Source organism: Xylanimonas allomyrinae, from assembly GCF_004135345.1.
Lineage (GTDB): Bacteria > Actinomycetota > Actinomycetes > Actinomycetales > Cellulomonadaceae > Xylanimonas > Xylanimonas allomyrinae.
In genome coordinates, this window is record NZ_CP035495.1 from 1,539,576 (window position 1) to 1,562,238 (window position 22,663).

The following is a 22,663-nucleotide window of genomic DNA, read 5'->3' on the forward strand; positions in this document are numbered from 1 at the left end:
CCTCAGAAGCCGAGCTTGCGAAGCTGCTTGGGGTCCCGCTGCCAGTCCCTCGCGACCTTGACGTGCAGGTCGAGGTAGACGCGCGCGCCGAGCAGCCGCTCGATGCCCTGGCGCGCGTTCGTGCCGACCTCGCGCAGCCGCGAGCCGCCGCGGCCGATGACGATGGCCTTCTGCGAGTCGCGTTCGACGTAGAGGTTGACACGCACGTCGAGCAGCGGCGGCCGCCCCTTGTCGGGGTCGGCCGAGCCCTCGCGCTCGATGATCTCCTCGACGACGACGGCGAGCGAGTGGGGCAGCTCGTCGCGCACGCCTTCGAGCGCCGCCTCGCGCACGAGCTCGGCGACCATGACCTGCTCGGGCTCGTCGGTCAGCTCGCCGCCGGGGTACAGCTCGGGCCCCGCCGGCAGGTGCGACACGAGGACGTCTTCGAGCGTCGAGACCTGGAACCCGTCCTTGGCGGAGACCGGCACGATGTCGGCCCACTCGCGGTCGGCCTCGCGCGCGAGCGCGTCGACGGCCAGCAGGTGCTCGGCGAGGCGCCCGCGGTCCACGAGGTCGGCCTTGGTGACGACGGCGACGACGGGCACCGCCCGCCGGCCGGTCATGAGCGGCGCGAGCTGGTTCGCGATGAACCGGTCGCCCGGCCCGACCTTCTGGTCGGCGGGCAGGCAGAACGCGATGACGTCGACCTCGCCCAGCGTCTCCCTGACGAGGTCGTTGAGCCGCTGGCCCAGCAGCGTGCGCGGGCGGTGCAGCCCGGGCGTGTCGACCAGCACGAGCTGGGCGTCGGGGCGGTGCACGATGCCGCGGATGGTGTGCCGCGTGGTCTGGGGCCGCGCGGACATGATCGCGACCTTCTCCCCGACCAGCGCGTTGGTCAGCGTGGACTTGCCCGCGTTGGGGCGGCCCACCAGGCAGGCGAAGCCTGAGCGGTGCTCGGCCGGTGGCACGGTCTCGGTCATGCGGTCACGTCCTTGTCGTCGTTCTCTTCCTCGACCCGGGTCCGGCTCACGAGGATGGTCGACACCTGCTTGCGGCGGCCCTCGACACGCTCGGCCTCCAGGTGCAGGCCTCCGACGTCGGCCTGCGACCCGGCCAGGGGTACCTTGCCGATCGCCTTGGCGAGCAGGCCGCCCGCCGTGTCGACGTCGTCGTCGTCGAAGCGCAGGTCGAACAGGTTGCCGAGCTCGTCGACCGGGAGGCGGGCCGGCACCCGGAACACGCCGGGGGCGACGGGCTCGGGCTCGTCCTCGATCACGCGGTCGTGCTCGTCGACGAGCTCGCCCACGAGCTCCTCGAGCACGTCCTCGACCGTGACGAGCCCCGCGACCCCGCCGTACTCGTCGATGACGACGGCGATGTGCGTCGCCTTCTGCTGCATCTCGCGCAGCAGGTCGTCGGCCGGCTTGGACTCCGGCACGAACACCGGCGCCCGCGCGACGTCGGACACGGGCCGGTGCGCGGCACCCGGGTCGGCGTCGAGCAGCCGCGCCACGTCCTTGAGGTAGGCGACGCCGAGCAGGTCGTCGACCGACTCCCCGACGACCGGCACGCGCGAGAAGCCCGAGCGCACGTACAGGCGCATGACCTTGCCGAGCGGAGTCGCGGCGTCGACCGTGACCATGTCCGTGCGCGGCACCATGACCTCGCGGGTCAGGGTTCCGCCCAGCTCGAACACGCTGCGGATCAGCTCGCGCTCGTCCTCCTCGATGACGGCCGACTCCCCCACGCGGTCGACGAGATCACGCAGCTCGTCCTCGGTGGGCGTGGCCTCGCCGTCGCGCACGGTGGGGCGCGCCGCCCACCCGGTCAGGCGGCGTGCGGCGGTCAGCAGCGCGGACAGCGCGAGCACGACGCGCAGCGAGCGGCGGAACCCGATCTGGCGCGGGCTCAGGCGCGCCATGACGAGCCCCGCGAGCAGGCCCAGCACGAGGAGCGCGAGCAGCACCTCCCACCCGTCGTGCAGCAGGTCCTCCAGGAGCAGCGCGAGCGAGCCGAGCGCCAGCAGCTCGGCCGCGACGCGCACGGTCGCCACCGAGGCGACGGTCGCCGTCGGGTCGACGACGAGCGCCTGCGCGGCGCGAACCCGGTCCGCGACCGTCTCTGCCCGCAGGCCCTCGCCCTGCTCGGCCGCGGCGAGCGCGTCGGCCAGCGACGCGCGCGTCACGCGCAGCACGGCCGCCTCGCCCGCCGAGAGCAGCCCGGCGAGCACCAGCCCGCCGACGGCGACGAGCACCAGGACACCGGTCACCGGCGCGTCACCGCCCGGCGAGGAACGTGAGCAGGAGGCGGCGCTGGAGGCCGAACATCTCCTTCTCCTCCTCCGGTTCCGCGTGGTCGTAGCCCAGCAGGTGCAGGATGCCGTGCGTCGTCAGCAGCAGCATCTCCTCGACCGTGGAGTGCCCGGCGACGACGGCCTGCCCGGCCGCGACCTCGGGGCACAGCACGATGTCGCCGAGCGTGCCGGGCGGAGTCAGGTCGCCCTCGCGGCCCGGGCGCAGCTCGTCCATGGGGAAGCTGAGCACGTCGGTGGGTCCGGGCTCGTCCATCCACCGCACGTGCAGGTCGGTCATGACGGCGGTGTCGACGAACAGGATCGACAGCTCGGCCTGGGGGTGGACGTGCATCGCGTCGAGCACGAACCGCCCGAGCTCGGCGAACTCGGCCTCGTCGAGCCCGTCGACGTCGTACCCGGACTCGTTGTTGACTTCAATGGACACCGCTGCTCATTTCCGGTTCTGCCGCTGGTTGGCGCGAGCCCTCGGCTCCCAGCGAGCGTAGGCATCGATGATGTCCCCGACCAAGCGGTGGCGCACGACGTCGGCCGAGGTCAGGCTGCAGAACTCGACGTCGTCGACGCCGACGAGCACGTCGGCGACCACGCGCAGGCCCGATGCGGTGCCGCCCGGCAGGTCGATCTGGGTGGCGTCACCCGTGATCACCATCTTCGAACCGAAGCCCAGGCGCGTCAGGAACATCTTCATCTGCTCGGACGTCGTGTTCTGCGCCTCGTCGAGGATGATGAAGGCGTCGTTGAGGGAGCGGCCGCGCAGGAACGCCAGAGGCGCGACCTCGATGGTTCCGGCCTCGATGAGCTTGGGGATCGAGTCGGGGTCGACCATGTCGTGCAGCGCGTCGTAGAGCGGCCGCAGGTAGGGGTCGATCTTCTCCGACAGCGAGCCGGGCAGGAACCCCAGCCGCTCCCCGGCCTCGACGGCCGGACGCGACAAGATGATGCGGTTGACCTGGTGCGACTGCAGCGCCTGCACGGCCTTGGCCATCGCCAGGTACGTCTTGCCCGTGCCGGCCGGACCGATGCCGAAGGTGATGGTGTTGGCGTCGATCGCGTCGACGTAGTGCTTCTGCCCGACCGTCTTGGGCCGGATGGTGCGCCCCCGGTTCGACAGGATGTTGAGGGTCAGCACCTCGGCCGGGCGCTGCTCGTCGGGCGAGGTCAGCATCGCGACCGAGCGCCGCACGACGTCGGGGGTCAGCGGCGTGCCGGACTCGACCACCTCGACCAGCTCGTCGAGCAGGCGGGAGACGATCGCGACGTCGCCCGCGGGCCCGGACACCGCGATCTCGTTGCCGCGCGCGTGGACGTCGACGCGAGGGAACCCCTCCTCGACGGCCCGCAGCACGGCGTCGCGGCTGCCGAGCAGGTCGACCATCGGGACGTGCACGGGCACCACGATCCGGTGCTCGGCGGGGCGCTCGGTTCGCGCGTCGGGGTTGGCAGTCATGAAGAGGCCATGTTACGCGGGCGTCCACCCCAGACGCGCCCCGCCGACGACGTGCCCGTGCACGTGGAAGACGCTCTGCCCCGCACGCGGGCCGCTGTTGAAGATCAGCCGGTACTGGCCGTCGGCCAGCTCCGTCGCGACCTCGTCCGCAGTGGCGACGACCTCGGCCAGCAGCGACGGGTCGGCGGCCGCGAGCACCGACACGTCGCCGTGGTGCGCCTTGGGCACCACGAGCACGTGCAGGGGCGCCTTCGGGTCGATGTCGCGGAACGCGAGCACGCGCTCGGACGACGCGACGACGTCGGCCGGGACGTCACCCGCGACGATCTTGCAGAACAGGCAGTTGGCCGAGGCCGCCGGTGCGTTCGTCATACCGTTCAGGCTATCCCCAGCGGCCCAGTCGTTCGCTGAGCAACGCGACGGCGACCGGTCCGGCCGTCGAGGTGCGCAGCACGTGCGGCCCCAGCCGTACCGCGCGCGCGCCCGCGTCGGTCAGCGCCCGCACCTCGCCATCGCTGATCCCGCCCTCGGGCCCGACGACGACCAACAGCTCGGGAGCGCCCGCCCCGTCGCGCGCGGGCTCCGGTGTCGGGGCCTCGGCGAGCGGCGTCGTCGCCTCCTCGTGCAGCACGAGCGCGACCCCACCGGCGCCGACCACGTCACGCACCCGCGCGGCCAGCTGCGGCGTCGTCACGGCGTCGCCCACGGCCGGGACCCAGGCGCGCCGCGACTGCTTGACCGCCGAGCGCACGGTGGCGACCCACCGCGCGCGCGACCGGGCGGCACGGTCGCCCCGCCAGACGACGACGGACCGCTCGGCCTGCCACGGCACGACGGCGTCGACGCCCGTCTCCACGGCGGCCTCGACGGCGAGCTCGTCCCGGTCGCCCTTGGCGAGCGCCTGCACGAGCGTCAGGACGACGCCAGGCGCCGCCTCGGTGACGGTCTCCTCGACGGTGAGCCGCACCTGCGAGCCCTCGGTCCCCGCGACGACGCACCGCAGCCGCGTCCCGGCGCCGTCGACGACGTCGACACGCTCCCCGACGCGCTTGCGCTGCACGACCGCCGCGTGACGCCCCTCGGCTCCGTCGAGCACGTAGGTGCTGCCGGAGGCGACCGACGTCAGCGAGGTGCCGTCGGCGAGGAAGACGGGGGCGCTCACGGGCGGCGCACCGGACGGGTCACGCCGTCACCGGCCGCTGAGCTTGTCGCGCAGGCGGCCGAACACACCCGGGTGCGCGGCGGCCAGGCGCGGCTCGGGGCGCTCCTCACCGCGCAGCGCGGCGAGCGAGCGCAGCAGCTGCGTCTGCTCGTCGTCGAGCGACGTGGGCACCTCGACCTCGACGTGGACGTGCAGGTCACCGCGGCCACCCGCGTGCAGGTGGCCGACGCCCAGGCCCTTGAGGGTGACGATCTGGCCCGGCTGGGTGCCGGGGCGCAGGTCGATCTCCTGCGGACCGTCGAGCGTCTCCAGGTCGAGCACGGTGCCGAGCGCGGCCGCCGTCATGGGCACGGGCAGCGTGCAGTGCAGGTCGTCGCCCCGGCGCACGAACGTCTCGTGCGGCTTCTCGCGGATCTCGACGTACAGGTCGCCCGCAGGGCCGCCGCCCGGGCCGACCTCGCCCTGCGCGGTGAGCTTGATGCGCGTGCCGGTGTCGACGCCGGCCGGGACGTTGACCGTCAGGGTGCGGCGCGAGCGGACGCGCCCCTCACCGGCGCAGTCGGCGCACGCCTCGGGGATGACGGTGCCGTGGCCGCCGCACGCGGTGCACGGCGCGGTCGTCATGACCTGACCGAGGAACGAGCGGGCGACACGCTGCACGTGCCCGCGGCCCGCGCAGACGTCGCACGTGCGCAGCGACGTGCCAGGGCGGGCGCCGTTGCCGCCGCACGTGGAGCACGCGACGGCGGTGTCGACCTGCAGCTCACGCTTGGCGCCGAAGGTCGCCTCGGCGAGGTCGACGTCCATGCGAACGAGGGCGTCCTGGCCGCGGCGCGCGCGCGGGATGGGGCCCTGCGCCGCCTGGCCGCCACCGAAGAACGTCTCGAAGATGTCCTGGAAGCCGAAGCCCGCGCCGAACCCGCTGCCTCCGCCGCCCGGGGCGGTCGGGTCGACGCCACGGTCGTACTGCTGGCGCTTGTCGGGGTTGCTCAGCACCTCGTACGCGCGCGCGACGTCCTTGAATCGCTCTTCCCCGGACTCCCCCGCGACATCGGGGTGCAGCTCGCGGGCGAGGCGACGGTATGCCTTCTTGATCTGCTCGGGCGTGGCGTCGCGCTCGACGCCGAGGATCTCGTAGTAGTCGGCCACAGCTCTCTCGGGTTCGTGGGTGTTGATGCGGACGGGTCAGGACGGCAGGACGCGCGACAGGTAGCGCGCGACCGCGCGCACCGCCGCGATGGTTCCGGGGTAGTCCATGCGGGTGGGGCCGATCGAGCCGAGGATCGCGACGGCGTCGCCGTCGCCCGACGCCGGGCCGTACCCGGACGTGACGACCGACGCCTCGGTCAGTCCTTCGAGCCCGTTCTCGTGGCCGATGCGGATCGCGACCGGGCCGACGCCCGGCTCCTGGGCCATCTCGGTCAGCAGGCCGAGCAGCACGACCTGCTCCTCGAGCGCCTCGAGCACGGGCCGCAGACCCTGCTCGAACCGCATCGAGGCACGCGCCAGGTTCGCGGTGCCGGCCAGCACGATGCGCTCCTCGTTCTCCTCACCGAGCGTGTCGACCACCGTCGCAGCGACCTGCTCGGCCAACGGGACGAGCGCGGGCTCGACGCGTGCGGCCACCGACGCGAACGCGTCGCCGAGGTCGGCGAGGCGCTTGCCCGCGGCGGCGGCGTTGAAGCGGGCACGCAGCTCGCCGAGCGCGCCGTCGTCGAGCACGAGCGGCTCGCTCGCACCCGCGCCAGGCTCCGGGACGTCCAGGTAGCGCTGCTCGACGCGGCCCGTGTCCGTGATGACGACGACGAGCAGGCGCCCGGCGCCGACCGGCACGAGCTCCAGGTGCCGCAGCCCCGAGCGCCGCAGCGACGGGTACTGCACGACGGCGACCTGGCCCGTGAGCTGCGCGATGAGGCGCCCGGCACGGCCCAGCACGTCGTCGAGGTCCACGCCCTGCGACAGGAACGTCTCGATCGCGCGCTTCTGCGGGCTCGACAGGGGCCGCACCTCGGCCAGCTGGTCGACGAACAGGCGGTAGCCCTTGTCGGTCGGCACGCGCCCCGCCGACGTGTGCGGCTGGGCGATGTACCCGGCCTCCTCAAGGGCAGCCATGTCGTTGCGGATCGTCGCGGGCGAGACGCCCAGGCGGTGCCTCTCGGTCAGCACGCGCGAGCCGACGGGCTCGCGCGTCGCGACGTAGTCCTCCACGATGGCGCGCAGCACCTCGAGCCGGCGGTCGTCGGCCACGGCTCCTCCTCGCGTCACGGTCAGGCTCACGGCTGTCTCTCTCGGGCCCGGCGCTGTCAGCGCCTGGCACTCCCATGGTTCGAGTGCCATCTTACGGCGCTCGCTGCACACACTCACGGACATCGCAGTCCGGGACCCGAACACGCAGGCGAGGAGGGCGCGAGACCGGACCGTTCGCACGCAGGGTCCGCCTCGCCGGCACACCCGGCACGTCCGCCCGCAGACACGTCGCCCGCCGTCTCGACCGTTCCCGAGGGTCCCGTCGCGCGCTCGCCGATGCCCTCGCAGTCGCGTGGCCCACGCCGGCGCCGCAGCCTCCGGAGCGGCCACAGCCGAGAGAACGGGCACTACGGTGATCGCCCGTGACCCGCCAACCTGAAACGCGCGCCCGCCTCGACCTCGCCCTGATGCTCGCACTGACCTTCTCGACGGGCGTCGCGGACGCCGTCGGCTACCTCGGCCTCGACCGCGTCTTCACCGGGAACATGACCGGCAACGTCGTCATCCTCGCAATGGCGCTCGCCGGCGCCGACGACCTTCCGGTCACCGGCCCGCTCGTCGCGTTGTGCGCGTTCATGCTCGGCGCGGCGCTCGCGGGACGCGTGCTGCGGTCAGCCCCGAGCGGATGGTCGGCACGAGCGACGGCGCTGTTCGCGGTCGTCGGCGCTCTGCTCGCAGGTGTCGGCCTGACCCTCGCCCTGGCGCACGACGGCGCGAGCACCGCGAGCGGGTTCGCACGGGGAGTCGAGCTGGCCTCGACAGCCGGGCTCGCGCTCGCCATGGGGACCCAGGCGGCGACGGCGCGGCACATCGCGGTCAAGGACGTCACCACCGTCGTGGTCACCTCGACGATCACCGGACTTGCCGCAGACTCGTGGCTCGGTCGCGCGGTACCTCAGCCCTGGGTACGCCGGACACTCGCCATCGTTCTCATCGGTGCCGGCGCGTCGGCGGGCGCCGTGCTGCTGCGAACCGGCCTTGCGTGGGGCGTCGTCCTGGCGATGGTGGTGACGATCGGGGTCGCCACCCTCGGCCGCGGAGTCGCACGCCGCGGACCCGCCTGAGGCCCACCGTCCGGCAGGCAAGACACCCCTAGACGCGCGCATCCAAAGTTAACAGGATGGCAACCTGCCGAATACCATCGCCCGCCTCCTGAACTGATTGCATTCAATCTGCCATCGCCGACGAGATTGGACATCCAGTGCGCGCATCCAGGACTCCCTCAACTGCTCGGTTCCCACGACCCCCGCTCCGCCTGCGCCCACGCACCGTGGTCGTGGGCGCCCTCCTCGCCACGGCCGCCCTGGCGACGACCGGCTGTCAGGCGGTCCAGCAGCCGTCCGCCGCCCAGAGCGGCACGACCCCGGCCGACGTCACCGACGTCTCGCTCTCGGGCAAGACGGTCGCCGAGGGCGGCGACCTCGTCATGGCGCTGTCCGCCGAGCCCGACAGACTCGACCCCACGACGTCGTCCTCCCTCTACACGCGCTACGTCATGCAGACGATGTGCGAAAAGCTCTACGACATCGACGCGCACGGCGAGCTGGCCCCGATGCTCGCCACCGACCTTCCGACCGTCTCCGACGACGGCCTCACGGTCACGATCCCGCTGAAGGACGGCGTCACGTTCGCCGATGGCACGCCGTTCGACGCCGACGCGGTCAAGACCACGCTCGAACGGAACGTCAGCAAGAAGGACTCGGCACGCACGAGCGAGCTCGGCCCGATCACCGAAGTGACCGCCGTCGACGACCGCACCGTCCAGATCAGCTACGCGTCCCCGTTCGCCCCGCTGACGGCCGTCCTCGCCGATCGCGCCGGAATGATCATGTCGCCGAAGGCCCTCGCTGACGAGGGCGACGACTTCGGCGACCACCCGGTCTGCGTCGGACCGTTCAAGTTCGTGGAGCGCGTGCCGCAGACCTCCATCAAGGTCGAGCGCGACCCTCTCTACTACGCAGCCGACAAGGTTCACCTCGACACGATCACGTACCGGATCATCACCGACGCATCGATCCGTGCTGCCAACCTGCGCTCTGGCGACGTTCAGGTCGCCGACTCCCTGTCCCCGCAGGACGTGGGCAACCTCGAGGCCGCCGACAACGTGGGCCTGCTCAAGGTAGGGTCCCTCGGCTATCAGGGCCTGACCATCAACATGGGCAACACGGACGGGCTGGGCGCGCCCCCCGGAGTGATCGACACTCCGCTCGCCAAGGACGCGAGAGTGCGCCAGGCACTCTCGTTGGCCGTCGACCGCAAGCAGCTCGTCGCCTCGGTGTTCAACGACGTGTACGACGTCGCATGTTCGCCGATCTCACCCACCAGCCCGTTCAGCACCAACGCCAGCGAGGCGTGCCCCGAGCACGACGTCGCGAAGGCCAAGGAGCTGCTGAAGGAGGCGGGGGTCACGACGCCGTACAGCGTCGAGATGAAGGTCTCGAACAACCCTGACACGCTGCGTCTGGCCCAGGCGATCCAGGCGTCGGTGAAGGACGCCGGCTTCGACATCACGATCACGCCGGTCGAGTACGCAACGCTGCTTGACGCCCAGAACGCAGGCGACTTCTCACTCCTCCAGCTCGGCTGGTCGGGCCGCATCGACCCGCACGGCAACATGTACAACTTCCTCGCGACCGGCGCCGGCAACAACGTCGGTGGCTACTCCGACGAAACCGTGGACCAGAAGCTCACTGAGGCCGCCAGCGAGACGGACACGGCAGCGCGCGCGCAGCTCTACGGCGAGGTCGTCACGAAGGTCCAGCAAGACAACCCCATCATCTACCTGTACCGCCAGCGCTCGATCACCGGGTACACCCTGGACGTCGCCGGCGTCTCGACGTACTCCGACGGCGTCGTCCGCCTGGGGCAGGCCGCGTTCGTCAGCCGGGGCTGACCGGCATGACGCGCTACCTCCTTGCCCGCCTCGGGCAGTCGGTCGTCACGCTGCTGCTCGCCTCCGTCGTGATCTTCGTAGGCATTCGCCTGTTGCCCGGAGACCCGGCGCTGGCGATGGCGGGCGAGGAGGCCTCGCCCGAGCAGGTGGCCGCCGTACGGTCACAGCTCGGCCTCGACCAGCCGCTGCCCGTCCAGTTCGCCGCGTTCCTCGGCCATGTCGTGACGGGCGACCTGGGTGCATCCACGCGTACGGGATCGTCCGTGACGAGCATGATCGCGCTCACCCTGCCCGTCACGCTCTGGCTCAGCCTGTACGCGATCGTCATCGCCGTCGTCCTCGGGATCGCGGCCGGAGTCGTCGCCGAGCGGTTCCGCGGCCGCTGGCCCGAGTGGCTCGCCAACCTGGGGGCGCTCGCGGGCCTGTCCGTGCCGCACTTCTGGCTCGGCATCCTCGCGATCCTGTGGCTCGCCGTCGACCTGAAGGTCTTTCCCGCTTCGGGGTACGTCGATCCCACGACCGACGTCGTCGAATGGGTGCGGCATCTGACGCTGCCCGCCGTCGTGCTCGGCACCGGACTCGCCGCCGTGATCATGCGGCAGACGCGAGCGTCGATGATCGAGGCGATGGGCTCGGACTACGTCCGCACAGCCCGGGCCACGGGCCTCGGCAAGGGCCGGATCCTCGCCCGCTACGGACTGCGCAACTCGCTCATCGTCGTCGTCACGATCACGGGCCTGCAGCTCGGCGGACTCATCTCCGGTGCGGTCGTCACCGAGCGCGTGTTCGCCCTGCCGGGCTTCGGCAAGCTCACGCTCGACGCCGTCTTCACACGCGACTACCCGGTCATCCAGGCCGTCGTGCTCGTCACCACCGCCGGCTACGTGCTCATCAACCTCGCGGTCGACGTGCTGTACACGGTGGTCAACCCGCGGATACGGGTGGGAGGGAAGAGCTCATGACCCAGCTCGTCAACGCCGGCACCTCGGGCGCCGGGCTCGCTGCCGCACCGGCCCGCGAGGCGGCACACCCCCGGTGGCGGGTGCTGACGCACCTCGTGCGTTCACCGCTGGCCCTGGCTGGGCTCGCCATGCTGGCCGTCGTCGTCCTGGCCGCGCTGCTGGCACCGTGGCTCGCTCCGTACCCTCCTGACCAGGTGCACTTCGACGCCCCTCTCCAGCGACCGGGGACCGTGGGTTTCCCCCTCGGGACGGACGACCTGGGGCGGGACGTCCTGTCGCGAATGCTCTGGGGCGTGCGAGCGTCACTGATGGTGGGCGTGATGTCCGTCGTCCTCGCAGTCGGAGTCGGCACGCCGTTGGGCCTGGCGGCCGGATACTGGCGCCGCATCGACCCCGTGCTCTCCCGCCTGACCGACGTGACGCTCGCGTTCCCGTTCCTCGTGCTCGCGGTCGGTCTTGCCGCGATCAGCGGGCCAAGCCTGACGAACGCTGCCATCGCGCTCGGCGTCGCGCAGGTCCCGACGATGGTCCGCGTGGTGCGCGGCGAGACGCTGCGCCTGCGCGAGCTCGAGTACGTGCAGGCAGCGGTCGCGATGGACGCATCCGGACTGCGCATCCTCGCCCAGCACGTGCTGCCCAACTGCCTGTCGGCCGTCGTCGTCCAGGCAACGGTCATCATGCCGGTCGCGGTGCTCGGCGAGGCCGTCCTCTCGTTCCTCGGCCTGGGCATCCAACCCCCGACGCCCAGCCTCGGCATCATGCTCTCCGACGCCCAGCAGTACCTGTCGCGCACGCAGTGGCCAGCCGTTCTGCCTGGCATGGCGATCGTCATCATCTGCCTCGGCTTCAACCTCGTCGGAGACGCGCTCCGTGACGCCATCGACCCCGCGACCGCGAGAAACGAGTGATCACCACCGTGAGAAACGACAGCTTCGTCCCGCCGCCGGCCCATCTCTCCCGCCCCGACCTCAGCGGCACGTTCGGTATGGCCGCCACGACGCACTGGCTGGCCACCGGGAGCGCACAGGCCGTGCTCGAGCGCGGAGGCAACGCGTTCGACGCCGCAGTGGCCGCCGCATTCGTCCTGCACGTCGTCGAGCCCCACCTGAACGGACCCGGCGGTGACATGACCGGCGTGTTCGCGACGGCGGCCGACCCCGGCCGCCCGGTCGTCCTCGTCGGCCAAGGGCCGGCCCCAGCGCGTGCGACCATCGACCACTACCGTGCCGAGGGGCTCGATCTCGTCCCCGGTTCCGGAGCGCTGGCCGCAGCCGTCCCCGGGGCGGTGGACGCATGGCTCCTGCTTCTTCGCGACCACGGCACGTGGCCGCTCGGTGACGTTCTTGCCTTCGCGCTCGAGTACGCCCGGTCAGGCCACCCCGTGCTGCCGCGGGTGGTCAGCACCATCCGCGGAGTCGAGCAGCTGTTCCGCGAACACTGGCCGTCCTCGGCCGCGCGGTGGCTCCCCGGCGGCCGGGTGCCGGAGCCCGGCGAACGGGTCACCGCCCCCGAGTACGCCGCCGTGCTGGAGCGCCTCGTCGCGGCCGCGGCGGGTGCCGTCGCCGTCGGCGCAGACCGTGCCGCAGCGATCGACGCGGCCCGCGAGGAGTGGCGCGCCGTCGTCGGACCCGCCGCCGAGGCGATGGCGCGAACCCCGCACCGGCACGCCGACGGCGCCGATCATGCCGGGGTCATCACGGCCGCCGACATCGCCGGCTTCGCTGCATCGTACGAGGACCCCGTGTGCGTGACGTTCCGCGGGTACACCGTCGCCAAGACCGGGCCGTGGGGGCAGGGGCCGGTGCTTCTGCAAGCACTGAAACTCCTCGAAGGGCTCGACGACCGACGGCTGGACCCGTCCACGGAGGTCGGCGCCCACACCGTCCTGGAGGCGCTGAAACTCGCTCTGGCCGACCGCGACACGTGGTACGGCGATGGCGTGCAGGGCCTGAACACCGAGGATCTCTCCTACCTGTTGTCCGACGGCTACGCCCAGATGCGCCGCGAGCTCATCGGCGAACGAGCGTCGCACGACTTCCGGCCCGGCCGTATCCCCGGACGACAGACCCCTGCCGCGCCACCGATGCGCACCGAACACGAGGCCGCCGGGGTGCTGCGTCCCGGTGCGGTGCGGGTGAGCCCTCCCGCAGGCGTCGGCGAGCCGACGATCGACACGGAGCTCGTACCCGACGGCGCCGGCGCCACGCGGGGAGACACCTGCCACATCGACGTGGTCGACCGCTGGGGCAACGTGGTGTCTGCGACGCCGTCCGGCGGCTGGCTCCAGTCCTCTCCCACCGTGCCTGGCCTCGGCTTCTGCCTCGGCACACGTCTGCAGATGACGTGGCTCGACGACGCATCGGCATCGCGGCTCGAGCCGGGCCGCCGGCCGCGCACGACACTCACCCCGACGCTGGTTCTGAAGGACCGTCAGCCGGTGCTCGCGCTGGGCTCCCCCGGAGGCGACCAGCAGGACCAGTGGCAGCTGCTCCTGCTGCTGCGGGTGCTCGTCGGCGGATATACCCCGCAGCAGGCGATCGACGCCCCCGCGCTGCACACGACGTCGTTCCCCGGGTCGTTCTGGCCCCGCACCTGGACTCCGGGCGGTTCCGTCGTCGAGGACCGTCTGGGCGAGGAGGTCATCCGGGGACTCGAGGCACGCGGACATGTGATCACGCGGGCGGGCGACTGGTCGCTGGGCCGACTGTCTGCCGTGACTCGCGACCCCGCGACGGGCCTCGTGGGCGCCGCCGCCAACCCGAGAGGAGCGCAGGGCTATGCCGCTGGTCGCTGAGAACTCGCCACTGCTCGCGGTCAAGGGTCTTGAGGTCGCCTACGGCTCGCGAACCGTGGTGCATGGGGTCGACCTTGAGATCCGCCGTGGCGAGAAGGTCGCGCTCGTCGGGCAGTCGGGGTCGGGCAAGTCCACGCTCGTGGCCGCTCTTCTCGACCTGCTGCCGGGCGCCGGCCGGGTCACGGCAGGGACGGTGCTCCTCGACGACGTCCTCCTGCTGGGCGAGGGTGCGGACCCGGCGCAGGTCGCTGCGGCACGGGGTCCCCGGATCGGTCTCGTGCCGCAAGACCCGGCAACCAACCTCAGCCCGACCATGCGGGTGGGCGACCAGGTGGCCGACGCGCTGCGCTACGGCACAAAGGATCGCGGCGGGCTCCGCGGTGGCGCCCGGCGACGTCGCGTCGTCGAACTCTTCGACGAGGCCGGCATCCCAGACCCGGCCCGCCGCTCGCGCCAGTACCCGCACGAGTTCTCCGGCGGCATGCGTCAGCGCGTGCTCATCGCACGCGCACTGGCACGCGAACCGGAGCTGCTGGTGGCCGACGAACCGACGTCGGCCCTCGACGTCACAGTGCAGCGGCGCATCCTCGACCACCTTCAAGGTCTCGTCGACGCACGCGGCACGGCGCTGCTGCTGGTCACCCACGACCTGGGAATCGCGGCCGATCGCGCCGATCGCATCGTCGTCATGCTCGACGGCCGCGTCGTCGAAGACGGAGACCCCGATCAGGTGCTCCGCGACCCTCGCCACGAGTACACCCGTCGTCTGATCGACTCCGCCCCGAGTGTCACGGCCGCCAAGGCGATCAGCGCGCGCGTCGAAGTCACCGGTATGCCGGGTGCGCCCGGGGACGATGCCCCACGACCGGACGTCGTCACGGTGCGCGACGTCGTCAAGGAGTTCGCCGTGCGGGGCAGCCGCACGAAGGTGCGCGCGGTCGACGGGGTGTCCTTCACCGTTCCGCGCGGCACCACCACTGCCTTGGTTGGGGAGTCGGGATCGGGAAAGACAACGATCTCCAGGATCCTGCTGGGTCTGGAGACCGCCACCAGCGGCACAGCACTCGTGAACGACACCGACCTGTCGACCTGCACGCGACGCGAACGTCGCGCTGTGCGGCGCACGGTGCAACCGGTCTTCCAGGACCCGTACGGCTCCCTCGACCCGACCCACACGGTCCATCGACTGGTGGACGAGCCGCTGCGCGTCCTCGGCGTCGGCGACCGTCTCTCGCGCCGGCGCCGAGTGGCGGAGCTTCTCGACCAGGTCGCCCTGCCGACCGACGTACTCCATCGGCGTCCCGGCGAGCTGTCGGGCGGGCAGAGGCAGCGCGTCGCGATCGCACGGGCCCTCGCCCCGGAACCCGCACTGCTTGTGTGCGACGAGGCCGTGAGCGCACTGGACGTACTCGTGCAGGATCAGGTACTGGCGCTGCTTGCAGACCTGCAGCAACAGCTCGGCGTCTCGTACCTGTTCATCACACATGACCTCGCCGTTGTCCGGCAGATCGCCGACAATGTCGTGGTGCTGCGCCACGGCAGTGTCGCAGAGTCAGGTTCGGTCGACGACGTCTTCTTGAGTCCGCAGTCCGACTACACCCGTGAGTTGCTTGGAGCCATCCCCGGTGCCGCCTTCCTCCGCTGATCACCATGCCGTAGCCGCCGTCCCCGCCTATCCGTCGGGCGGCGCGACCTCGTGGGTGCAGGACGCCATCCGCCGGGACGTCATCACCGGTCGGCTCACGCCCGGCGACCGCGTGACGGAGGCGTCCCTCGCAGCGCGCTACCGCGTCTCGCGGGTTCCTGTGCGGGAGGCGCTACGCGGGCTGGAGAGCGAGGGGTTCATCGTGCCGCGGCCGCACGTGGGCTCACGCGTCGCGGCCGTCCCCGTGGCCGATGCCGACGACTTGTTCGCCATCAGGGAGACCATCGAGGTCTCGACGGCGCGGCGGGCCGCGCTTCGCGCTTCGACGATCTGGTCGGGGGACGACACTCCGGACGAGTGGTTCGTTCAGAGGCGTGAGATCGCCTCGCTTCTCGACGAGGGTGATGCGTGCCTGGTGCGGGGCGACCTGGATACCTTGGTCGACGTTCATGACCGGTTCCATCTTGCCGTCGCAAGCCTGGCGGCAAGCGACGTGCTGCAAAGGCTGCTGCGGCACGTGACCTGGAACATCGAATGGCTGTACTCCACCGACCCGCACGCTCGCGGCAGTCGCCTCTGGCCCGAGCACCGTGTGATCGTCGCGGCAATCGATGCCGGCGACACCGCCAGAGCGGCGTCGCTGATGGGCGCGCATGTGCGTGAGTCCCGCCTTACCTACCTCGCCCGCTATGAGGGGCGCGGGACGAGCGCCGACCCTGCCGTCGCGGCCGCCGTAGACGAGCGCCGCCGCACCCCCTAGTACTCACGGGGTCGCAGGCACCACCCACCACATCCGGCACAAGGACGACGCGACAGACGCGCTACGTCGAGAGCACGCTCTGCGCTGGCCCTCGACGCCGTCGTCGTCCCCGCAGCCGTCATCGGCACCGCTGTCCGCCATCTCCGCCCACGGCCCGAGGGGCCCGCCGGTACCTAGGGCCCCCACGATGGCGGACCACCGCGACGTAGGTCCCACCCGCCGCGAAGATACGGCACCTGCCCGATCCGCGGACGCTACCTCAGGGACGAGCCTGGTCTGGTCGCACCGAGAGAACGGATCAGCCATGGACTCGCTCGCCTTCCACACCGTCCAGCGCGCCGAGCAGGAAGAGCTTGAACGCCACCTCGCCCAGGTCCGGCTCGCGCGCGCCGTCCGCGCCGAGCACGACCGGCTCGCGCGCAGGGACCCGTCCCCGCGGCGTCGCCCTCCGCGGACGCTGCGCAGCCGCATCTCCGACATGCTCCACGTACCGCGCCATCCCGTCCGCACGGCCTGAGCGCGGTCGCGACGCGCCACCCGAGGCACGCACGGCGACCGACCCCCACCGCCAGCGCCGCAGGACACGCAAAACGGCCCGGCGCCGGGCAGAATGGAGGTGCTGGCGCCAGGTCGCCAGCCCGGCGACGTCGCCACCGCGCAGCGCCGGATCCACGGCGGGCCCACCCTTCCCGCCCGGCACCAAGGAGCACTCTCATGGACCCGCAGTCCTACGTCACCACCTGGCTCGCCGTCGAGGCGCAGCGCGCCGTCGAGGCCGAGCACCGCCGCGAGGCCGCCGCTCGGCCCGAGCAGCGTGTCCGCCGTCGCCACGGCCGGCTCGCCGTGGCGGTTCGCCGCGCGCGTTGATCCCGGCCGCACGCTGACCGCACCCGTACAGTCGCGGTCGTGCACGACCGTTACGGCCCCGACGCCCTGATCTCGACGCCCCGCACCCGGCCCACGTCGCAACCTCTCGCCGCCGAGCACGGACTCGTCGTCGAGGAGGTGCAGACCGGCTGGGTCGGGGCCGTCGTTCGTGTCGAGAAGTCCGGCGGGATGCACCTGGTGGTGCTCGAGGACCGCGCGGGACGCACCCGGTCGTTCCCGCTCGGGCCCGGCTTCTGGGTGGACGGCAAGCCTGTCGTGCTCACCGCGCCCGTCACGTCTCGTGCGCCCGCGCCACCCACCCGGACGGCGTCGGGATCCGTGGCCGTGCACGGGCAGCGCGCCCGGGTCGCGCGCGGTTCACGCATCTGGGTCGAGGGCAAGCACGATGCCGAGCTCGTCGAGAAGGTCTGGGGCGACGACCTGCGCGTCGAGGGCGTCGTCGTCGAGCTGCTCGACGGCGTCGACAACCTGGCCGCGGCGCTGGCCGACTTCCGCCCGGCCCCGGCCGGCGCGTCGGCGTGCTGGTCGACCACCTGGTGCCAGGGTCGAAGGAGCGGCGGCTCGCCGACGCGGCGCTGCGGACCGTCCCTGCAGGAACCGTGCTCGTGCTCGGGCACCCCTACGTCGACGTCTGGCAGGCCGTGCGCGCCTCACGGCTCGGGCTGGCGGCCTGGCCGGTCATCGAGCGCGGGACCGAGTGGAAGCGCGGCATCCTGCGTTCTCTGGGCTGGCCGGCACAGACCCAGGAGGACGTCGCGCACGCCTGGCAGCGCATCCTGCGCTCCGTGCGCGACTACCGGGACCTGGACCCGGCGCTCCTGGGGCGGGTCGAGGAGCTCATCGACTTCGTGACCGCGTGACCCGGGTCTGCGACGGGGGGTCACGCTGGCCGGCGCCCGCCGCATCGACGGGCGCCGGGGGCGATCAGACGATGGTGCCGCCCGTGATGCGGCGGAACGCGTAGGCGACCGCGAGCGTCGACAGCGGGATCGTCACGAGCAGACCCACGACCAGCGCCAGGGCCCCGACAATGTTGATGCCGACGAGCGTCAGCAGCAGCAGGAACACCGATCCGAAGTTCTTGCCCACGAGACGGAAGCTCGTGCCGATCGCGCCGAACGCCGTCGCACCGTGGTCGATCGTGACCAGCAGCGCGAAGACCGTGAACAGCGGCCATGCCAGCCCGCCGAACGGGACGTAGCTCACGACCGTCGCGGCGATGCCCAGGACGACGGCGGTGAGCAGGGCCGCGCCGAGGTGCGGTGCCCGGAAGAACGAGCCGAGCGACGGACGCACGCCGTCCGCCTCGCGCAGCGCGCCGTTCCACGCGAACACCTGGAGCATGTAGCCGACGAGCGTGCCGAGGAACGACAGGAAGACCAGCCCAGGGGCGAACCCGATCGACAGGCTGGCCTGCGCGGCATCCGGGTCGTTCGTCATGTCCGCGACGTCCCGGAAGAAGCTCACGGACTCTCGCACGAGAGGAATGCTCGCCGCGCCGCTCACGATGGCGATGATGAGGACGAGAACGACCCACGAGATGGCGTTGCGGGCGAACTTGGCCCACGCGAAACGCAGGGCGTCGCCGACGCGCAGCACAGGGGCGTTCGGTGCGTAGGGCGACGTGGGCGGCGCGGCCGGGGCACCGCCCGCGAACTGCCCGTACGACGGCGGGGCCTGCGGGGCCGGACCGGGCTCGCCGTACGACGGCGGGGCCTGCGGGGCCGGACCGGGCTCGCCGTACGGCGATGGGGCCGGCTGACCGGGGGTCGGCTGCGGGTACTGCGGGGGCACGGGCGGCACACCGTGCGGCTGCGGCTCGCCGGCGCCGGGCTGCGGGGTTCCGTATGGGTCGCTCATGGGTCCCAGCGTTCCGTGCTCAGCACGGAAGCGCTAGTTCGCGGTCGCCATGAGCGCAGACACGAGCACCGTTTCGCACATATCGTTGTCCGGGTGAGCACCCCCGTGCACTACCCGCCGCCGCCCCTGCCCGAGCACGAGGCACGCAACTGGGCGATGGCCGCCCACCTCTCGCCTCTCGTGATCGCCCTCCTGAGCGGCGGCATCCTCGCCGCGATCGCTCCGCTCGTCATCTGGCTGCTCTACCGCCAGCGCAGCTGGCTCGTCGACGACCAGGCCAAAGAGGCGCTCAACTTCCAGATCACGCTGGCCATCGCCTACGTCGTCGGCCTGGTCACGCTGGTGTTCCTCGTCGGGGTGCTCATCTGGGCGGCAGCGTTCGTGCTGGCGATCGTCTTCGCCATCCAGGGTTCCGTCGCGGCATCCCGGGGCGAGCGCTACCGCTACCCGATCTCGATCCGTTTCGTGCGTTGACGCGGAGCCGCGTCAGTCGGTCAGGTCCCGCACGACGGCGTCGGCCAGCAGGCGGCCGCGCAGCGTCAGCAGCGCGCGCCGCGGCTCACCGTCGGCCCCGAGCGCGGCCCGCCCGTCCAGCAGTCCGCGCGCCACGAGCCCGGCGACGGCGCTGCGGGCCGCTGGCGCGAGCCCACCGATCGGCAGACCCTCGCGCAGCCGGACGCCGAGCATGACGCGCTCCAGCTCGCCGTCGGCTCGCGTGAGCAGCTCGCGAGCCGCGCCCGGCGTGCGGCCCTCCTCCAGCAGCGCGGCGTAGCGGCGCGGGTGCTTGACGTTCCACCAGCGCACGCCGGCATGCCCCTCGGCCCCGCCCGCCGCGGCGACATAGCTGTGCGCTCCCGGACCGATGCCCCACCAGTCGTGGCCACGCCAGTAGGCGAGGTTGTGGCGGCACTCGCGCCCCGGTACGGACCAGTTGCTCACCTCGTACCAGCGCAGCCCCGCGTCGGTCAGCAACGCGTCGGCGAGCTCGTACTTGGTGGCCTGGTCGTCCTCGTCGGGCAGCGGCAGCACGCCGCGGCGCACCTGCGCACCCATCTTCGTGCCCGGTTCGACGACGAGGGCGTACGCCGAGACGTGCTCGACGCCTGTCGCGAGCACGGTCTCGATCGAGGCCCGCCAGTCGTCCAGGGTCTCCCCCGGAGTTCCGTAGATCAGGTCGAGGCTCACGTCGAGCCCCGCGTCACGCGCCCAGCGCACGACCTCGGGGATGCGCCGCGGGTCGTGCGTGCGCTCGAGTGTCGCGAGCACCGACGGCACGGCCGACTGCATGCCGAACGACACGCGCGTGAAGCCCCCGTCGGCCAGCTCGCGCAGCGACTGCGGGGTGACCGAGTCGGGGTTGGCCTCCGTGGTCACCTCCGCGCCGGGGGCCAGCGCCCCCTGCGACAGGGTCTCGCGCACCCCGCGCAGGATCCGCACCAGGTCCGACGCCGGGAGCATCGTGGGCGTGCCGCCGCCGAAGAACACCGTCGAGACGGGCCGCCCGGCAAGCCCCGCACCCTCCAGCACGCGGCTCGCGAGGCCGACCTCGCGCAGCGCCGTCGTCGCGTAGGCGTGCTGCGACGCGCCGCCGCCCAGCTCGGACGCGGTGTAGGTGTTGAAGTCGCAGTACCCGCACCGCACCGAGCAGAACGGGACGTGGACGTACACGCCGAAACGCCCGCGCGGGTTGCCCGCCCACGTGGGCAGCGCACCGTCGTCGGGTACCGGGACGCCCTCGGGGAGCTGCGGCACTACTTCTTCGCCTTGGCGTCCTTGCCGCCGCCGGCGTCGGAGGACAGGGCGGCGATGAAGGCGTCCTTCGGGACCTCGACGGACCCGATGGTCTTCATGCGCTTCTTGCCCTCCTTCTGCTTCTCCAGCAGCTTGCGCTTGCGGGAGATGTCGCCGCCGTAGCACTTGGCGAGCACGTCCTTGCGCATCGCCCGGATCGTCTCGCGGGCGATGACGCGAGCCCCGACGGCCGCCTGGATGGGCACCTCGAACTGCTGGCGAGGGATGAGCTCCTTGAGCTTCTCCGTCATCCGCACGCCGTAGTCGTACGCCTTGTCCTTGTGGACGATCGCGGAGAACGCGTCGACCTTGTCGCCCTGGAGCAGGATGTCGACCTTGACGAGATCGGCGGCCTGCTCGCCCGTGGGCTCGTAGTCGAGCGACGCGTAGCCGCGCGTGCGGGACTTGAGCTGGTCGAAGAAGTCGAACACGATCTCGGCCAGCGGGAGGGTGTAGCGCAGCTCGACGCGGTCCTCCGAGAGGTAGTCCATCCCGAGCAGGCTGCCGCGACGGTCCGTGCACAGACCCATGACGGTGCCCACGAACTCGCTCGGCGTCAGGACCGTCGCCCGCACCACGGGCTCGCGCACCTCCCGGATCTTGCCGCCGGGGAACTCGCTCGGGTTCGTCACCAGGACCGTCGTGCGGTCCTCCAGGTCGACGTCGTAGATCACGTTGGGGGCCGTCGAGATGAGGTCGAGGTTGAACTCCCGCTCCAGGCGCTCGCGCACGATCTCCAGGTGCAGCAGGCCCAGGAACCCGACGCGGAACCCGAACCCCAGGGCCACCGACGTCTCGGGCTCGTAGTTCAGCGCGGCGTCGTTGAGCTTGAGCTTGTCCAGCGCCTCGCGCAGCGCGGGGTAGTCGGAGCCGTCGATGGGGTACAGGCCCGAGAACACCATGGGCTTGGGGTCCTCGTACCCGCCGAGCGCCACCGTGGCCGGCTTGGCCTGCGTGGTGACGGTGTCGCCCACCTTCGACTGCCGCACGTCCTTGACGCCCGTGATGAGGTAGCCGACCTCGCCGACGCCGATGCCCTTGGTGGGGATCGGCTCGGGCGAGATGACGCCGATCTCCAGCAGCTCGTGGGTCGCGCCCGTCGACATCATCGCGATGCGCTCGCGCGGGTTGAGGTTGCCGTCCACGACCCGCACGTAGGTGACGACGCCGCGGTAGATGTCGTACACCGAGTCGAAGATCATCGCGCGGGCCGCGGCGTCGGCGTCTCCGACCGGCGCGGGGATGCGCTCGACGATGCGGTCGAGCAGCGGCTCGACACCCTCGCCGGTCTTGCCGGAGACCCGCAGCACCGACTCCGGGTCGACGCCGACGAGGCCGCCGATCTCCTCGGCGTACTTCTCGGGCTGCGCGGCCGGCAGGTCGATCTTGTTGAGCACCGGGATGATCTCGAGGTCGTTCTCCATCGCCAGGTACAGGTTGGCGAGGGTCTGCGCCTCGATGCCCTGCGCGGCGTCCACCAGGAGCACGGCACCCTCGCACGCGGCCAGCGAGCGCGAGACCTCGTAGGTGAAGTCGACGTGGCCGGGCGTGTCGATCATGTTGAGCGCGTACGGGGTGTCGCCCACCTGCCAGGGCATGCGGACGGCCTGCGACTTGATCGTGATGCCGCGCTCGCGCTCGATGTCCATGCGGTCGAGGTACTGGGCGCGCATCGCGCGCGCCTCGACGACGCCCGTGAGCTGCAGCATGCGGTCGGCCAGCGTGGACTTGCCGTGGTCGATGTGCGCGATGATGCAGAAGTTGCGGATCAGCTCGGGCGCGGTCGCGTTGGGCTCGATGCGCGCACGGAGATCAGGTCCGGGAATGGGCAACGCGTACTCGCTTCTCATGGACGGATTCGTAGGCCCCGACATTCTCCCATGCTGCGCAACAGGCGTGACCGCCGATAGCGTGCTGT

General features: G+C 71.8%; 21 protein-coding genes and 1 pseudogene. 11 read left to right on the plus strand and 11 right to left on the minus strand.

Annotated features, from left to right (window positions below; all coding sequences use genetic code 11):
* Positions 1 to 2 precede the first annotated feature (2 nt).
* From era to hrcA, 8 genes are read right to left on the minus strand one after another with little or no spacing between them, the layout of a single operon-like run.
* A complete protein-coding gene (gene era / locus ET495_RS07085; RefSeq protein WP_129203778.1) occupies positions 3 to 962 on the minus strand; it encodes a GTPase Era in 960 nt (319 codons plus the stop codon).
* Positions 959 to 2,251 carry a hemolysin family protein gene (locus ET495_RS07090; RefSeq protein ID WP_129203780.1) on the minus strand — a complete coding sequence of 431 codons (1,293 nt, stop codon included), beginning with the start codon at positions 2,249 to 2,251 and terminating at the stop codon, positions 959 to 961. The genes era and ET495_RS07090 overlap by 4 nt, the downstream gene beginning before the upstream one ends.
* Before the next feature lie 7 nt (positions 2,252 to 2,258).
* Entirely contained in the window at positions 2,259 to 2,720 is a 462-nt protein-coding gene (ybeY, locus tag ET495_RS07095) for an rRNA maturation RNase YbeY (protein ID WP_129203782.1), read from the minus strand.
* 6 nt (positions 2,721 to 2,726) lie between these two features.
* On the minus strand, positions 2,727 to 3,743 hold the full coding sequence (locus ET495_RS07100) for a PhoH family protein (RefSeq protein WP_129203784.1): 1,017 nt from the start codon (positions 3,741 to 3,743) through the stop codon (positions 2,727 to 2,729).
* A 12-nt stretch (positions 3,744 to 3,755) separates the two neighbouring features.
* Positions 3,756 to 4,115, minus strand: a complete 360-nt coding sequence (locus ET495_RS07105; RefSeq protein WP_129203786.1) for an HIT domain-containing protein — start codon at positions 4,113 to 4,115, stop codon at positions 3,756 to 3,758.
* Between the two features lie 10 nt (positions 4,116 to 4,125).
* The gene (locus ET495_RS07110) at positions 4,126 to 4,905 is read right to left on the minus strand and encodes a 16S rRNA (uracil(1498)-N(3))-methyltransferase (protein WP_129203788.1); all 780 of its coding nucleotides are present in this window, start codon (positions 4,903 to 4,905) and stop codon (positions 4,126 to 4,128) included.
* Positions 4,906 to 4,932: 27 nt separating this feature from the next.
* A complete protein-coding gene (gene dnaJ / locus ET495_RS07115) occupies positions 4,933 to 6,054 on the minus strand; it encodes a molecular chaperone DnaJ (RefSeq protein WP_129203790.1) in 1,122 nt (373 codons plus the stop codon).
* A gap of 36 nt (positions 6,055 to 6,090) precedes the next feature.
* Positions 6,091 to 7,152, minus strand: a complete 1,062-nt coding sequence (hrcA, locus tag ET495_RS07120; protein WP_211340928.1) for a heat-inducible transcriptional repressor HrcA — start codon at positions 7,150 to 7,152, stop codon at positions 6,091 to 6,093.
* 362 nt (positions 7,153 to 7,514) lie between these two features.
* Here hrcA and ET495_RS07125 point away from each other — a divergent pair, with 362 nt between their 5' ends.
* From ET495_RS07125 to ET495_RS07165, 10 genes and pseudogenes are all read left to right on the plus strand, one after another.
* On the plus strand, positions 7,515 to 8,216 hold the full coding sequence (locus tag ET495_RS07125) for a YoaK family protein (RefSeq protein WP_245993356.1): 702 nt from the start codon (positions 7,515 to 7,517) through the stop codon (positions 8,214 to 8,216).
* A gap of 212 nt (positions 8,217 to 8,428) precedes the next feature.
* Positions 8,429 to 10,045 carry an ABC transporter substrate-binding protein gene (locus ET495_RS07130; protein WP_245993357.1) on the plus strand — a complete coding sequence of 539 codons (1,617 nt, stop codon included), beginning with the start codon at positions 8,429 to 8,431 and terminating at the stop codon, positions 10,043 to 10,045.
* Positions 10,046 to 10,050: 5 nt separating this feature from the next.
* Positions 10,051 to 11,007: an ABC transporter permease gene (locus ET495_RS07135; protein ID WP_129203794.1), complete on the plus strand. Its 957-nt coding sequence runs from the start codon at positions 10,051 to 10,053 to the stop codon at positions 11,005 to 11,007.
* Entirely contained in the window at positions 11,004 to 11,915 is a 912-nt protein-coding gene (locus tag ET495_RS07140) for an ABC transporter permease (protein ID WP_129203795.1), read from the plus strand. The genes ET495_RS07135 and ET495_RS07140 overlap by 4 nt, the downstream gene beginning before the upstream one ends.
* A 77-nt stretch (positions 11,916 to 11,992) precedes the next feature.
* Entirely contained in the window at positions 11,993 to 13,801 is a 1,809-nt protein-coding gene (locus tag ET495_RS07145) for a gamma-glutamyltransferase family protein (protein WP_129205928.1), read from the plus strand.
* Positions 13,785 to 15,446, plus strand: a complete 1,662-nt coding sequence (locus ET495_RS07150; RefSeq protein WP_129203797.1) for a dipeptide ABC transporter ATP-binding protein — start codon at positions 13,785 to 13,787, stop codon at positions 15,444 to 15,446. The genes ET495_RS07145 and ET495_RS07150 overlap by 17 nt, the downstream gene beginning before the upstream one ends.
* 55 nt (positions 15,447 to 15,501) lie before the next feature.
* Positions 15,502 to 16,206, plus strand: a complete 705-nt coding sequence (locus ET495_RS07155) for a GntR family transcriptional regulator (protein ID WP_129203799.1) — start codon at positions 15,502 to 15,504, stop codon at positions 16,204 to 16,206.
* A gap of 304 nt (positions 16,207 to 16,510) precedes the next feature.
* On the plus strand, positions 16,511 to 16,723 hold the full coding sequence (locus ET495_RS07160; RefSeq protein WP_129203801.1) for a hypothetical protein: 213 nt from the start codon (positions 16,511 to 16,513) through the stop codon (positions 16,721 to 16,723).
* Positions 16,724 to 16,920: 197 nt separating this feature from the next.
* Positions 16,921 to 17,073, plus strand: coding sequence for a hypothetical protein (locus ET495_RS17595; RefSeq protein ID WP_162616396.1), 153 nt, complete (start codon positions 16,921 to 16,923; stop codon positions 17,071 to 17,073).
* Positions 17,074 to 17,112: 39 nt separating this feature from the next.
* Positions 17,113 to 17,954, plus strand: a pseudogene (locus ET495_RS07165) (DUF3097 domain-containing protein).
* 64 nt (positions 17,955 to 18,018) lie between these two features.
* Here the strand turns inward: ET495_RS07165 and ET495_RS17600 are convergent.
* Positions 18,019 to 18,954: a DUF2189 domain-containing protein gene (locus tag ET495_RS17600; protein WP_162616397.1), complete on the minus strand. Its 936-nt coding sequence runs from the start codon at positions 18,952 to 18,954 to the stop codon at positions 18,019 to 18,021.
* 93 nt (positions 18,955 to 19,047) lie between these two features.
* On the opposite strand from ET495_RS17600, the gene ET495_RS07180 reads away from it, so the two are divergent.
* Positions 19,048 to 19,428, plus strand: coding sequence for a DUF4870 domain-containing protein (locus ET495_RS07180; protein ID WP_129203807.1), 381 nt, complete (start codon positions 19,048 to 19,050; stop codon positions 19,426 to 19,428).
* 12 nt (positions 19,429 to 19,440) lie between these two features.
* On the opposite strand, the gene hemW is transcribed toward ET495_RS07180, so the two are convergent.
* Positions 19,441 to 20,706 (minus strand): radical SAM family heme chaperone HemW, encoded by a 1,266-nt coding sequence (gene hemW / locus ET495_RS07185; protein WP_129203809.1) that lies wholly within the window; start codon positions 20,704 to 20,706, stop codon positions 19,441 to 19,443.
* Positions 20,706 to 22,595: a translation elongation factor 4 gene (lepA, locus tag ET495_RS07190; RefSeq protein ID WP_245993358.1), complete on the minus strand. Its 1,890-nt coding sequence runs from the start codon at positions 22,593 to 22,595 to the stop codon at positions 20,706 to 20,708. Before lepA ends, hemW begins: the two co-directional genes overlap by 1 nt.
* Positions 22,596 to 22,663 lie beyond the last annotated feature (68 nt).

What these genes read in the sequence shown, in the direction of transcription:
- ET495_RS07160 (WP_129203801.1), top strand. Translation starts at nt 16,511, where the DNA reads ATGGACTCGCTCGCCTTCCACACCGTCCAGCGCGCCGAGCAGGAAGAG.
- lepA (WP_245993358.1), bottom strand. Translation starts at nt 22,595, where the DNA reads ATGAGAAGCGAGTACGCGTTGCCCATTCCCGGACCTGATCTCCGTGCG.
- ET495_RS17595 (WP_162616396.1), top strand. Translation starts at nt 16,921, where the DNA reads ATGGACCCGCAGTCCTACGTCACCACCTGGCTCGCCGTCGAGGCGCAG.
- ET495_RS07100 (WP_129203784.1), bottom strand. Translation starts at nt 3,743, where the DNA reads ATGACTGCCAACCCCGACGCGCGAACCGAGCGCCCCGCCGAGCACCGG.
- ET495_RS07105 (WP_129203786.1), bottom strand. Translation starts at nt 4,115, where the DNA reads ATGACGAACGCACCGGCGGCCTCGGCCAACTGCCTGTTCTGCAAGATC.
- ET495_RS07135 (WP_129203794.1), top strand. Translation starts at nt 10,051, where the DNA reads ATGACGCGCTACCTCCTTGCCCGCCTCGGGCAGTCGGTCGTCACGCTG.
- ET495_RS17600 (WP_162616397.1), bottom strand. Translation starts at nt 18,954, where the DNA reads ATGAGCGACCCATACGGAACCCCGCAGCCCGGCGCCGGCGAGCCGCAG.
- era (WP_129203778.1), bottom strand. Translation starts at nt 962, where the DNA reads ATGACCGAGACCGTGCCACCGGCCGAGCACCGCTCAGGCTTCGCCTGC.
- ET495_RS07145 (WP_129205928.1), top strand. Translation starts at nt 11,993, where the DNA reads ATGGCCGCCACGACGCACTGGCTGGCCACCGGGAGCGCACAGGCCGTG.
- ET495_RS07150 (WP_129203797.1), top strand. Translation starts at nt 13,785, where the DNA reads ATGCCGCTGGTCGCTGAGAACTCGCCACTGCTCGCGGTCAAGGGTCTT.
- ET495_RS07140 (WP_129203795.1), top strand. Translation starts at nt 11,004, where the DNA reads ATGACCCAGCTCGTCAACGCCGGCACCTCGGGCGCCGGGCTCGCTGCC.